Source organism: Thermosporothrix hazakensis, from assembly GCF_003253565.1.
Lineage (GTDB): Bacteria > Chloroflexota > Ktedonobacteria > Ktedonobacterales > Ktedonobacteraceae > Thermosporothrix > Thermosporothrix hazakensis.
Map to the genome: position 1 here is coordinate 1 of NZ_QKUF01000020.1, position 13,057 is coordinate 13,057.

The following is a 13,057-nucleotide window of genomic DNA, read 5'->3' on the forward strand; positions in this document are numbered from 1 at the left end:
CCCACATTCCCGAGTGGAAGGAGTGTGGCTTAACGGATAAAAGCTACCCCGGGGATAACAGGCTGATCCTGCCCAAGAGTTCACATCGACGGCAGGGTTTGGCACCTCGATGTCGGCTCGTCGCATCCTGGGGCTGGAGTAGGTCCCAAGGGTTGGGCTGTTCGCCCATGAAAGCGGCACGCGAGCTGGGTTCAGAACGTCGCGAGACAGTTCGGTCTCTATCCGTCGTGGGCGCAGGAAGATTGAGGGGAGTCATCTTCAGTACGAGAGGACCGAGATGGCTTGACCGCTGGTGCGTCAGTTGGCCTGCCCGGGCCAGAGCTGAGTAGCTACGTCAAGAAAGGAGAAGCGCTGAAAGCATCTAAGCGCGAAGCCGACCCCAAGAAGAGTCTTCCCGCTCTCTCTGAGAGGAGGGAGCCAAGACCCCAGAAAGAAGATCTGGTAGATAGACCGTGCGTGGACGTCTGGTAACAGGCGAAGCGGAACGGGACTAATGGTCGAACGGCTTGTTGAATCGTAGCCTCGGAGGTGAGGGGAAGTGGTGCAGAGGAAGGTGCCCGAGCGGGTGCAGCATCGATGACAGTTCGGCAAAATTGAATGATCGCTCTTTGAAACGTGCTTTCTCGTCTTCAGTGGACAGGAGAAAGAGGTTCGCCCCGGAAGCGGGGACGGGCCTTTTTGCATTTTTGGTCCGCCATCAGGCGAAAAGCGCTCCAGTGTAGCACTGAAGCGCTTTCTTTTCCTGTCATTATTTGTGCTTGTTATTCTTCTTGCGACGACGCAGGAAGAGAATGCCTGCAAGAACGCCAAGTCCCGCCCCAAGCAACAGCGCTGTACGCTTCTTCGTGCTCATTGTCTCTTTCTCTTCGAGTGCTGGCACCTCGGCATAGACTCCCGCGAGCCGGTATGCTTCATCCAGCAATTGGACGGGATGTACTACTGTCATAGGCAGGCCGCGCTGTCTGACTCCCATTGCGATCTGCATAATGCAGCCCGGATTGCCTGTCGCGACAATCTCCGCTTGTGTTTGCGCGACATTGTCCATTTTGCGCTGTAGCAGTTCCTGACCCATCTCTTGATTCGTCAGGTTGTAGATACCAGCACTCCCGCAACACCAATCAGACTCTTTCAGATCAACCAGCGTAAGGCCGGGAATTGACTGTAAGAGCTGCCGCGGCTGTCGCTTGATTTTCTGCCCATGAGCTAGGTGACAAGCGTCGTGATAGGTCACGGTGGCCATGAGAGGCTGCATTTCGGGATTCAGATCGATCTCGGTGAGGAATTCGCTAATATCTTTAACCTTCTTGCTAAATGCCTCGGCGCGTTCGGCGTACTGTGGGTCATTGCGTAACAGGTAGCCATACTCTTTCAACGTTGAGCCACAACCTGCTGAGTTAATAATGATCGCATCACAGTTGTATTGCTCAAATACGTCGATGTTGTGGCGGGCAAGCGCGCGACCGCGCTCACTCTCGCCTGCGTGGATATGAAGGGCTCCACAGCAGCCCTGTTGTGGTGGAGTAATTACCTCGCACCCATTGGCGGTAAGCACGCGAATGCTTGCATCATTGATATCACGAAATACCTGATCCATGATGCAGCCGCTGATAAAGCCTACCCGGTAGCGGCGTGTCCCGATGGCAGGCGTGATTTCGGGTAGTGGCGCGGGCAAAATATCGCCACTGACATTATCCATGAGCTCTTCAGGAAGCTTGAGCTTGCCCTGAAATGGCGTTGGGAGTCCGTTGGCGAGGTCCAGCATTCCGGTGCGTCGGACGAGATCCTGTAGCCCGGTTCGCTGATAGACTTTTAGGCCCCCGAAAACAAGTGATGTGACCAGACGAGAGGGAAGCATCACGTCAAAGAAGAAGCGACGTAGCAGGCGATTCGCGATGACTGTATTTCGCTCTTCCGGGATTGTGGGCTCTGGCTTCTGTTGTGCATCAAGCTGAATCTGCTCGCGAGCTGCCTCAATTAGCTTGCCATATTGAACACCAGACGGGCAGGCTGTCTCACAGGCGCGGCACCCGACACAACAATTCATATGTTCGATGAACTCGCTTGAGAGGTCAAGGCGCCCGTCCGCGACTGCTTGCATCTGGTAAATGCGTCCCCGTGGCGAGTCCATTTCCACTCCCAGAACGGCATATGTCGGGCAGGTAGGCAGACAGAAGCCACAGTGGATACATTGGCGAAGGAGCTCATACGTATCAGTATTTCTTCGCAAAGGTCCTTCCTGCGGTGGAATGATGCGAAGCGGTGTAGCATGTTTTTCGGTGGACTCCAGGGACATAGTGGCCTCCTCTATGCGTGTTTTATCGGTTGCGCCGCTACTGCTGTCACTTCCTGCCGGTTATGGAAGAGCTGATGTACTTGTACAAGCGCGTAACGACGGCGCAGCGTTTTGAGTGCCTCGTTCAGGGTTGCCTGCGGATCGATAGTGTCTGTTCGATGTGGCAACTTGAGAACGCTGATAATAAAGCCGTCCGGGCGCAGACAGCCAGCCGCTTTGTTTAAGAGCCTCGCAGCCTCGCGAGCGTCCATCCGCATATCATTGACAATAAGGTCGAAACGCGAGCGTCTCTGTATGGCCTCTTCCAGATAGCGTTCGGCATATCCCCGATAGTGGGTTAAGCCAGGCCGATTGACTCTCGGATCGAGATTTGCCGGATCGACAGCTACAACGCTCAGACCTGCATCGAGCAAAATATGGGTCCAGCCGCCCGGAGCTGCCCCGAGATCGAGCGCCTTTCCTCTTGCGGGAAGCGAGATCCCGAAATATTCGAGTGCTTCAAGGAGCTTGAATTCAGCGCGGCTGATCTGGTCAGGCGTCTGGGCATAGTGACGCGCTCCACCTGGCCAGGCGCTTAGATTCTCCTCCGCTTTGGAGATGCCGATATAGGCCGTCGTCATAGTGCAGAGAATAGAAACAATTACCTCAGGCTTTTTGATATCCTCGATCGCTCCTGTCTCTTCTGCAAAAGCCTCTGCAAGTGCCTGATTAAGCTGGCCGCCGCTGTAGGGACGTGGCCCTCTCTCCTTATCAATACGGGCAAAACGCGTCTGAACAGCGAAATGGATGCCTCTTTCAAGCAACCTGAAAGCGGGCAGCTCGGCGATGGCTAGCGCTATTTTCCCCATATCTTTCTCGCTATAGTTCAGCGAAACTGCTTCCTGAACCGGAGCGAGATGGCGTGTAAAGACAAGATGTGCGCTGGCTGCTCGCTGCATCAGTGCTGAGGCATCTGCTGCCATGCATAGGGTGATGCCTGCGGCCAGCTCGTCGATGCTCTCTACTTCTGGATCGAGGGCGCGTAGTTCTTCTATCGCTGGCTGAAGAAATTCAGGATGTGCCGTTACAATACAGAGATTATTGATACTCACAGTCCTCCCAAAAACCTACCTTTAACAAATGTTCCGTCCGGGTCAAGCTGCTGTTTGAGGCGTTGCATAAGCGCAAAATCTTTGTTCGTCGCGCCCCAGACATCGACCCTGTGTTTGAAGCTGGTCGGGCAACGTTCCACGATCAGGTGTCCCCTGAGCTCGCGAGCAGAAAGACGTAGTGCTTCTACCGCTTCTGCCAGGCGCTGCTGATCGTTATCGGACATCGGTTCAGCTATCCCCTCTATCTCAATGAAGAGAATCCCATTCCCGGCATGCGCGATTGTGGCCGTTTCAAGGTTGTGACGCTGACTGACCGCTTCTATGAGCTGGAAATACCGGGCAACATCCGCGATGGGCAGCGAAACCGCACAGGTGAACTTCTCTGACAAAAGCTGCCGAATGCTTTTCCAGAAAGCAAGCTGTTCCTTCTCTTCCAGTTCATCTCCTATTAAAGCATTGTATTGTCGTGCAAGCAAGTATGTGTCATCTATCTGGCGGTTGATTACCCGGATGTTTCCCTCATAGTGTATTGCCAGCGCGTAGCCTTGCGCAGGGAGTTGAAAACCGGCCCGCCTCAACAGCCTGTTCATGGCTCCTCTATCGAGCAATTCAATAGCGGTGGGACCAAGCGGGGAGCGAAGTAACGCGGAAACCGTTTGCATCGCCTCTTCCACCTCCGAGTAAGCCAGCAAAAGGGTGCGCTCGGCTGGTGGCAGGGGATGCAGCTTGAAATTTGCCTCGACGATGACACCCAATGTGCCAAAAGAGCCGATGTAGAGCTTGTTGAGATCATAGCCGGCGACATTTTTAACGACACGTCCACCGCTCTGGCTGATCTCCCCGTTTGGTTGAATAGTGCGGAGCCCGATGACCAGATCGCGCGCCGTCCCATAACGCAGGCGCCTGGGACCACTGGCATTGGATGCAAGCAAGCCACCTATGGTCGTCTGCTCTTCATCGGGCGGATCAAGGGCCAGTTGCTGCCCCTTTTGGGCCAGTTGACGCTGAAGCTCGGCCAGCGTTATGCCCGCTTCAACACGGCAGGTCAGGTCGGGTGCTTCATGTTCCAGGAGCCGAGAAAGACGGGTGGTATTCAGCACAATGTCAATATGTTGCGGCACTCCGCCCAGATGGAGCCGGGTGCCCCCACCTCTCGGGAGAAGCTGAAGGCCGTTCCGTCGCACTTCCGCAACTACATGAGCTGCTTCCTGAACAGAGGCCGGTGTTACCACCATGCGCGGCTCGACGCCATCGACTGCGCAGGCCTGTAATACCGCTTTGTCTGTCTGTACTTCTGTTTCCAGGGCCAGGTTTGACGCGAGATCATCCATATATTCGCTCTACCCTTTCCTGCTTGTTTGTTTGCTCTCATAAGATGAGAGATGACGAATATCGGCACAGCGCCCGGGAAGAGGAAAGAGCTTTCCCGGATTGAATAACTCGTTCGGGTTCCAGGCAGCGCGCACCTGTTGCATGACGTGGAGATCAACATCACTGAAGATCAGCGCCATTTCGGCCTGCTTTTCAAGTCCTACGCCATGTTCTCCCGTGATCGAGCCTCCAACCTCGGCACAGACTGCGAGGATCTCGTGACCTGCCTGCCGGACGCGCTCTACTTCTCCCGGCTTCTGGGAGTCAAAGAGGATCAGCGGGTGTAAGTTTCCGTCGCCTGCGTGGAACACATTGCCGACCTTGAGATCATACCGGTCACAGATCTCTTGAATACGACGCAATACGTAGGGCAGCTTCGTACGTGGAACGACGCCATCCTGTACATAAAACTCCGGGCTGATCCGTCCAACCGCGCCGAAGGCGTTCTTCCGCCCCGCCCAGAGAAGCTGACGCTCTGTTTCGTTAGCTGCGATACGAATCAGGCGTGCATGGTGTTTTTTGCTGATCGCGACGATCTGTTCGACTTGCTCTGTTACGCTCTCCTTAAGCCCCTCGGCCTCGATCAGCAGAACGGCGGCGGCATCCATCGGGTAGCCAGCGTGGGTATCAGCTTCGACCGCTTGCAAGATCATGTGATCCATCATTTCGAGCGCTGCGGGAATGACACCGCTTGCAATGATCTCTGACACGGTATTAGATGCGTCGTCCATCGTGTTAAAGACTGCGATCATGGTCTTGACGCTTTCGGGCACCGGTACGATGCGTACGATGATTTTGGTCACGATACAGAGCGTGCCTTCAGAGCCAATCAGAAGCCCTGTGAGATCGTAGCCCGGGGTATCGCAGGTCATGCCGCCGACCTCGATTACCTCGCCCTCTGCTGTGACGATTTCGAGCCCTGTGACATGGTTTGTGGTTACGCCATAGAGAAGTGTATGAGGGCCTCCGGCATTCTCGCCGACGTTGCCACCAAGTGTACAGGAACGCTGGCTACTTGGATCAGGGACGTAATAGAAGCCCTGAGGCAGAAGGGCATTACTGAGATGGAGATTGACCAGCCCGGGCTGAACAACCGCACGCAGATTAGGAATATCAATCTCAAGTATGCGGTTCATCCGGGCGAAAGAGATGACGATCCCCCCTTGAATCGGGACTGCACCTCCACTCAGGCCTGTTCCAGCCCCTCGGGGCACAACCGGAATCTGATAGCGTGCGGCAAGTCTGACAATTGCTGCAACCTCCTCTGTCGAAGAAGGCAACACAACAATATCGGGCTTACCGCGCTCTATCGAGGCGTCGTATTCGTACAGGGTAAGATCATACGGGGTAGAGAGAACGTTTCGTGTGCCAAGCAGGCCACGTAATTCCTGCACAACGCTGGCCTTTTGCGCTGTTGAAAGGCGTCTATCTGTTGTTCCAGCCGTTTTTTCGATGATGCTCATGACCCTGCTCTTTCTGCCTTCTCTGTCAGAAATTGTCGGGGACGCTTTACGAGGCATACTCTATACCCTTGATATTACCATACTTTGATTTCCTGGTGGCCCGAGGTACGCTTCCCATTCGATAGACCATCCGAATGAAATTTTGCGTACCCCGGAACTGCTCTCTATGGGGTTGTTCTCTTCTGGCGAGTCCGTTTCAGCAGAAACCATACCCAGAAGAGACTGAGCGCCAGCGCAACGCTACACGCGGTCACAAGCGCCTGCCGGGGAATTGGTGGCGAGTTCTCAACGATCGCTTGTGGAAGCAAGGGCGGCAGCGATGGAGGGACCGCTACAGGCGGCGGCGTAGAATCCGGCTCCTGTAAGCTATTCCAGTCGGGCTGGACTCCATTCACGACCGTCTTTGGCGGGGTTTCCTTGTGTTGCCCCGGTGTTCTGGTAGGGCTGGAACCACCGCTTCCCTGCTTCTCGGTGGGCTTTTGGGGGCGCTGGGTGGCGACCGGGGTCACCGTTGGCGTTCGGGTGACTGTCGCTGTGGGAGGTGTCTCCTGGGTGGGGTTGGACTGACCGGGCGTTGGTTGTAAGGTGGATATCCAGTTCTTTTCCCCATCAGGAACACGGGCATAGGCGCTTCCGGCGGCCAATCCCGGCACCTTCACACTATCATAGAGTGTGTCGCCTATCAGGAGTTGCAGGGTGAATTCCTGCTGTGGTGAAAATGGAATCGCCTGATCAAAACTGATTGCGTAGAGGTAGAATGCGCCTCCTGTCACAGTCGTTTGCTGAAGAAAGGTCTCGCTGAGCGCTGCCGGGTTTTCTGCAAGCTGAAAACGAAGTCCTCCCAGATTGATAGGGCTATTCGCTCTGCTATAGAGCTCGATTTGCAGGCTTGCCAGTTGGGGGATACAGGCTTGCTCGGAAGCCGGTTCACCGGAAAGCGGAATGATCTCATTGATGAGAAGTAGACCCTGCACTGGCGCTGGATCAATACTGTCTGTTGGCGGTGAAGCAGGCGTACAATCGGCCATTGTTGTCAGCCGATGAGAAGGAAGCAAGAAAAACAGTGAGGAGAAAAAGAAGCAAAGAAGAAGCACATACCTCACAATGCCACCTACCTTCTAAAAGATTTGAATGTTTCACATAAGTATATAGAAATGTAGAACGATGGTGAGTATAACATGGAATCAAAAGAAGGACAAGAATCTGCACGATGGAGAAGGACTTTATGGTAGCGGAGAAGCAGGCAGAAAAAAGAACGATCGAGTTTCTCCAATGGAGGACTCGTCGTTCTATGCATTGGCCTGAACCGAAGTACAATTACTGGGAGAGATATTTGAAAGGTACCTGTGTTCTGCCAGGGATGCGCTCATTGATAATTCGGCGAATAGCCTCTATCCCGCTTTCACCAAGCGTAAAAGCGATGACAGAACCTATAACAATGCCACAGATACCGCCGAGGGCGATACCTTCAAGAAACATGCGGTTGCGAAAGAATGTCATCATTGTCACCTTTTCTTCTGTATTCTATTGCAGATACACAACCGTTTTCGCTTCGCTCCAGAGCCGTTCGAGCTGGTAGTACTCTCTTTCCTTTGGTGCAAGCACATGGACAATGACATCACCAAAGTCAAGCAGAATCCAACCAGTATCCGCTGTTCCTTCACGATGGAGCAGCGAGACTCCTTGCTTGCTCAACTCTTCATCAATTGATTCTGCAATAGTTAGGATTTGTCGAGGATTGCTGCCGCTACAGATGACAAAGTAGTCAGCATACATTGCAACCTCACGAATATCCAGTAACAGGATATCCGCTGCCTTTTTGTCGTATGCAATATCGACAGCCGCTTTTGCTATTTGTGCTGGATCCAGTAGAACTCCCTTCACAAGCGCTCCCATATTTCTAATAATGTATCTGTACTACGGATGAACCCACTGAATGGTTCTATCGAGACCTCTGTGGACTATAGATCTATCCCGATCAGGAGGATTGATGAGAAAAACATCTTCTCGTCCAGAGACGACCGGGAGGCCAATGCTACTTGATCCACATTGTACTGTATAGCAGCATTATAGCATGCAAGGCAAGTAATGTTAAGGGTTTTGGGGCTTGTAGCCTGCTTTTACTGTTTTCAATTCAATCCGTTTGGGATAGATGCGCACGCCCTCGGGCTTGCCGCCTGCTGTCAGGTCGTGCAAAAGCTCTCGGATGGTCTTCCCTGTTTCGGGGTCGATCTGCTCGGGCGCAATCTCGGCCAGGGGAACAAGCACAAAGCCTCGCTCCCGCATGCGTGGGTGCGGAATGCTCAGATGTTCCTGCTGAAGCCGCAGGTCATCATACAGTAGAATGTCGATGTCAAGCGGCCTCGGCCCATTGCGGAAGGTCGGTTGTCGGCCCAGTTCCTTTTCAATCGTTTTGGCCTGATGAAGCAGTTCTTCTGGCGTCAGCTCTGTTGTACCGGAGCAGACCATATTGAGAAAGTCGGGTTGGTCCAGGTACCCGACCGGTGTTGTTTCATACAGCGACGAGAGGGCGGTAATATCCATGATCCTGCTCAGTTGCTGTAAGGCAATTGTGAGATTATTGTGACGGTCGCCCAGATTTGATCCCAGAGCGAGGTAGATACAATGCCGTTGCATCGGAACCTCTTTTCGCGTAGCAATTTTTTGTGCTTCCATGATAAACCATTTCCCTGAAAATGGCTACTTCTGGAAGATCCAGAGATTCCGAAAGACTGCCTCGGCTCCGCTCCCGCTCTCCTGCCCGACCAGAAAGCCGACAAAGCCTCCCTGATAGGTTTCATCGGTGAAGGCCGAGAACAGCAGTTGTTGATTGACGTACAGGGTCAGGTGAGAGCCCTGCGCGATAATCAGAAAGGTGTTCAGTTTATCGTTGTCGTGCTCAATTGCGCTGGCGTGCTTCCAATCGATCAAGGTGAGCCAGTTGGCAATATTGCTGCCCTGCGCTCGAATCAGCCGGAACTCGCCCTCGTTGCTGAGTTCGACCGCGTAGAAGGCCTTGCTGTTTGGTTGGAGTCGAAAGATCAGTCCGTAAAAATCGCCACTGATCAGCCGGGCCTGTGCTGTGATGACAACGTTCGAGAATGTCTGCCTGCTTGAATAGCACCACGCGATACTATGGGCTGCGGTTGCGACATGGTAGCCATCCTGATCGAAGAAGCATTGACGGCCATCATTCAGCCATGCCGGATCGGTCGTGAGGAGATCATTGGAATAGAGCAGCGGTCCGGCTCCGATACGCGATGTGAGGCCCGCTGTTGCCTCGACACGCGCCTGTTTCGCCAGGAGATCCTGCTTCTGGGCGCGAGCCGTGGCTGTGGCATACTGCAACGCTTCATGGGCTGAAGGGGCTTTCGCCGGGGGCCGCTGCAAGGTCAACAGAAGCAGCAGAGGCAGCGCAATACTCAGAATGACCAGCCCAAAAGTGAGGACAAGGAACCAGGGGCGTTTGCGGTGCGGCCAGGGATGCGAGGAGAGCGAGGGGACCGATGGTGCATGCTCTCCCAACGGAAAGAGCGGCGTGGGCGCTTTCATATCCGAGGTATAGAGAAAATCAGGGGGCGGAGTCGTGGTGGCAACTGCTCCCTCGGCTTTCTGTACGCTGGCTGTGCTGATCTTGATCGTTTCGATCTCCTCCGCGCCCAGATGCCGCTGCTGTAATGCCTGCCAGTACGCCTGTGAAAATTGACGGGCATGCTGATAGCGCTCGTCGGGCGATTTCGCCAGGGCGCGTAGTATGACTGCCTCAATCGTAGGAGTAATCTCGTCGTTGAGCTGGCGCGGCGAGGTCGGTTGTGTTTGAATATGCTTAAGGGAAAGGATGACGGGTAACTCCGCCGTGAAGGGAAGGCTTCCGGTGAGCATCTGATACAGGATGATCCCAAGCGAGTAGATATCGCTACGGTGGTCATTCTGCCCATTTGTCTGCTCGGGGGCCATATATTCCGGGGTGCCGACGATCTGGCTGCCCGCCGAGGAGGTATCGCGCCGGGCACGAGCCAGGCCAAAATCTGCCAGATACGCATAGCCATCGGGCCGTAAGAGGATATTCGAGGGCTTGACGTCGTGGTGCACGATGCCGTTATCATGCGCATGCTGGAGTGCCGAGGCAATCTGATGGAGATAGCTCCCCGCCTCTTCCAGGGTCAGGCGTTCCCGTTTATACAGATAATCGCGCAGGGTGCCGCCCTCAACAAAGGGCATAACCAGATAATACCAGGGATGTTGTGCACCAAAGTCATAGAGAGGGAGAATATGGTTATGGGAGAGGGTGCCAATTGTGCGAGCTTCATGCTCGACACGGCGCACATAGGATTTATTGCTTGCATAGAGGACTTTTACCGCAACACGTCGTTTGACGCGTCGATCATATCCCAGATAGACCTGTGAGAGGCTGCCCTGAGCGATACAGCGGTGCAGCTCATAACGCCCTAGCGTTGTACCTTCCATTCCCTTCATCAATCCACACTCCTACTTTATCCCGATATGAAATTGTACTTTTTCAGGGCCTTTAAACAGCGATTACAACAAACTTTTTATCTACTCTATTTTCGAGTCATTAGCGAAAGAATGGGAAGACAGGCGAAGAACTGCGCCTGTCTCACAACGAAGAAAGAGTTTACATGCCTGCCTTGCGCTAGCGGCGATACGTCCAGGTCCAGTAACGCTCAAGATGGATCGTCTCGACCGGGCGAATGCTGTGCGTATAGTGCTGAATCTTGTCCAGCATCTCTTCTTTGCTGGCAAAATTGTTGTTGATCTGGGTAGCATAGGTCGCGCTGGCTTCCTTGCGCAGTTCCAGCATCTCCGACATCTCTACCAGGGTTGGTTCAAGCGGCAGTGAAAGCTCTTTCAGGCGTGCGTCAAGCAGACCTGGCCGCGTCACATAGGGGAAGTCCTCGTAGAAATAGACCGGAACGCCGTTTTGTGCCAGATGGTCCGCCGCCGAACAGACAATCTGATGATCGACGTGACGACCGATGGCAAGCGGGGCATACCAGACGGCGTCTGGAAGGCGCTCGTGCAGGGCCATCAGATCTTTTGCGAGCTGGCTGGCGATGGCTGCATCTGCCTGATGAACCTCTCCCCCGATCATGACTTTTTCCTCGGTATACAGAGGCGGGTTGCCACGATAGGGCGCATCATAATAATCCAGCCAGAGATGGTCGCACTGAAGCAATTCCATTGCCTTTGTGTCCTCTTCCTGCCGGATTTTCTGAATCTCCTGCGGGGGCGTCTGGGGGCCAAATCCCATGCTGCGCTGCACGGACTGGGCCAGCGGGCTCAAGGGCTGGCTGGCATCGGGTGCGCCTGCAAAAACGGTGATGACCAGCGGACGAAGGCCGCTACTGACCTGAACACCGAGAGTGCCGCCACAGGAGAAGACCACATCATCATAGTGTGGCGACAGGAAGATGTGGCGGTGATGTCGCTGTATATCATTCAAGCTGGTTAGTCGCAACTGCTCGTTCCTCCAAATATATCTGCGAGATTGCTAAGATTGAGTGCATGCATCAAAATAATGGGCTCAGGGTAAACATACCCCTTCCTCTGTCGCGTCCAGCAGGCCATCACGGGAAAGCCCATTGATAAGCCGCTGAAGCCAGGGGAAGTCCGCTTCGCTATAGTCTGGCTTGATCTTCGGTCCAAGTTCTGGAAGCGAGACGCGCTGACCGGTCGGGACAGAGCGGAGCAAGTCGATAATGCGCCCCCTGAAGTAGCGGTTCGTACTGGTAAACGGCTTGCTCTGATAGGTCGGCTTCTTCTCTGCCACTTTGCGAATCTGGCGCAGTACCGTCCCCGACGGGAACAAACTGTACTGGCTCATTTCCTCATAAGCTTTACAACATGACGTCAGGGGGCACTGCTGGCATTGCGGGTTATTACTGGTACAGATGGTCGCTCCCAGATCCATCAGCGCCTGATTCCAGTTATACGCTTCTCCTGCTGGCAGTACCTCTTCTGCAAGCGCAAGCATCTGCGCGTCATTCAGGCGTGTTTCATCATGCTCGACGCCGATAAACAAACGATGCAGGACGCGGCGAATGTTGGTATCAACCGTGGCGACCTGCTGGCGATAGGCAAAGCAGGCGATGGCGCCGGCGGTATAGCGTCCGATCCCTTTCAGGGTGAGCAGCTCATCAATGGTCGCGGGAATCTGCCCGTTATGTTCTGCTATCACCTGACGGGCAATGGCCTGTAGACGCACTGCACGCGAGTTATAGCCAAGCGGCACCCAGACTTTAATCACTTCTGCGGTTGGCGCGGCTGCCAGATCGGCCAGTGTCGGAAATGCCTCTAAAAACTGGTGATATTTTGGCAATACGCGATCAACCTGTGTCTGTTGTAGCATGATTTCAGACACAAGAATAGCATATGGATCGCTGGTCGAACGCCAGGGGAGATCTCGGTGTTCGGCAGCGTACCACTCCAATACCTGTTTCTGTACGTCTGCACTGTGCTCGGGCGCAGGCCGGAAGGGAAGCGATGACGAAGATTGCATGTATGTTGTGTACTGCTCGGGAATGAGTCAGCGCCTAGACGTTGCTCTTTTGCAGCGTCGATGGCTTCCCATTATTTTGTGCTGTCTGTTGTGACGCCCCTTCGCTGCGCTTGCGCCGGGACAGTGTAAAGATCGTATCTCCTCCCTCCTGCCAGCACTTTGCATCGGGTGCGGGCAGGTTCTCGCACAGAATCCAGTCGTTGGCATCTTTGAGAACGTGTCCCTTGATGCACTTTGCGTACATGATATGTTCATTTAAGTCAGGATCATCTGGCTTGATATTGGATGACGCAATTTTAGGTATGAAGAATCTACACCA

12 protein-coding genes and 1 rRNA gene are annotated in these 13,057 nt (G+C 54.0%); 1 reads left to right on the plus strand and 12 read right to left on the minus strand.

The window, feature by feature from the left end; translation table 11 throughout:
* Positions 1-514: ribosomal RNA gene (locus tag EI42_RS21760) — 23S ribosomal RNA — on the plus strand; the annotation flags it as partial.
* Positions 515-748: 234 nt separating this feature from the next.
* On the opposite strand, the gene EI42_RS21765 is transcribed toward EI42_RS21760, so the two are convergent.
* The 12 genes from EI42_RS21765 to EI42_RS21820 all read right to left on the minus strand — a co-directional run bounded on the left by EI42_RS21765 (position 749) and on the right by EI42_RS21820 (position 12,982).
* The gene (locus tag EI42_RS21765) at positions 749-2,293 is read right to left on the minus strand and encodes a (Fe-S)-binding protein (protein WP_111324750.1); all 1,545 of its coding nucleotides are present in this window, start codon (positions 2,291-2,293) and stop codon (positions 749-751) included.
* A gap of 11 nt (positions 2,294-2,304) precedes the next feature.
* Positions 2,305-3,384: an SAM-dependent methyltransferase gene (locus EI42_RS21770; RefSeq protein WP_111324751.1), complete on the minus strand. Its 1,080-nt coding sequence runs from the start codon at positions 3,382-3,384 to the stop codon at positions 2,305-2,307.
* The gene (locus EI42_RS21775; protein ID WP_111324752.1) at positions 3,381-4,715 is read right to left on the minus strand and encodes an FAD-binding oxidoreductase; all 1,335 of its coding nucleotides are present in this window, start codon (positions 4,713-4,715) and stop codon (positions 3,381-3,383) included. Before EI42_RS21775 ends, EI42_RS21770 begins: the two co-directional genes overlap by 4 nt.
* Before the next feature lie 9 nt (positions 4,716-4,724).
* Positions 4,725-6,218, minus strand: a complete 1,494-nt coding sequence (locus tag EI42_RS21780) for an FAD-binding oxidoreductase (RefSeq protein WP_111324753.1) — start codon at positions 6,216-6,218, stop codon at positions 4,725-4,727.
* A 164-nt stretch (positions 6,219-6,382) separates the two neighbouring features.
* Positions 6,383-7,321, minus strand: a complete 939-nt coding sequence (locus EI42_RS21785; protein WP_111324754.1) for a hypothetical protein — start codon at positions 7,319-7,321, stop codon at positions 6,383-6,385.
* A gap of 214 nt (positions 7,322-7,535) precedes the next feature.
* Complete coding sequence (locus EI42_RS21790; protein WP_111324755.1) at positions 7,536-7,721, minus strand: hypothetical protein; 186 nt, start codon at positions 7,719-7,721, stop codon at positions 7,536-7,538.
* 21 nt (positions 7,722-7,742) lie between these two features.
* Positions 7,743-8,102, minus strand: a complete 360-nt coding sequence (gene rsfS / locus EI42_RS21795; RefSeq protein WP_246046291.1) for a ribosome silencing factor — start codon at positions 8,100-8,102, stop codon at positions 7,743-7,745.
* A 207-nt stretch (positions 8,103-8,309) separates the two neighbouring features.
* A complete protein-coding gene (gene folK / locus EI42_RS21800) occupies positions 8,310-8,894 on the minus strand; it encodes a 2-amino-4-hydroxy-6-hydroxymethyldihydropteridine diphosphokinase (protein WP_211326306.1) in 585 nt (194 codons plus the stop codon).
* A 24-nt stretch (positions 8,895-8,918) separates the two neighbouring features.
* Positions 8,919-10,694 carry a serine/threonine protein kinase gene (locus EI42_RS21805; RefSeq protein WP_111324757.1) on the minus strand — a complete coding sequence of 592 codons (1,776 nt, stop codon included), beginning with the start codon at positions 10,692-10,694 and terminating at the stop codon, positions 8,919-8,921.
* A gap of 178 nt (positions 10,695-10,872) precedes the next feature.
* Entirely contained in the window at positions 10,873-11,697 is an 825-nt protein-coding gene (locus EI42_RS21810) for a PIG-L deacetylase family protein (protein WP_170142818.1), read from the minus strand.
* A gap of 66 nt (positions 11,698-11,763) precedes the next feature.
* Positions 11,764-12,738, minus strand: coding sequence for an A/G-specific adenine glycosylase (locus EI42_RS21815; protein WP_111324759.1), 975 nt, complete (start codon positions 12,736-12,738; stop codon positions 11,764-11,766).
* 34 nt (positions 12,739-12,772) lie between these two features.
* Complete coding sequence (locus tag EI42_RS21820; protein ID WP_137686076.1) at positions 12,773-12,982, minus strand: hypothetical protein; 210 nt, start codon at positions 12,980-12,982, stop codon at positions 12,773-12,775.
* Between the last annotated feature and the right edge of the window lie 75 nt (positions 12,983-13,057).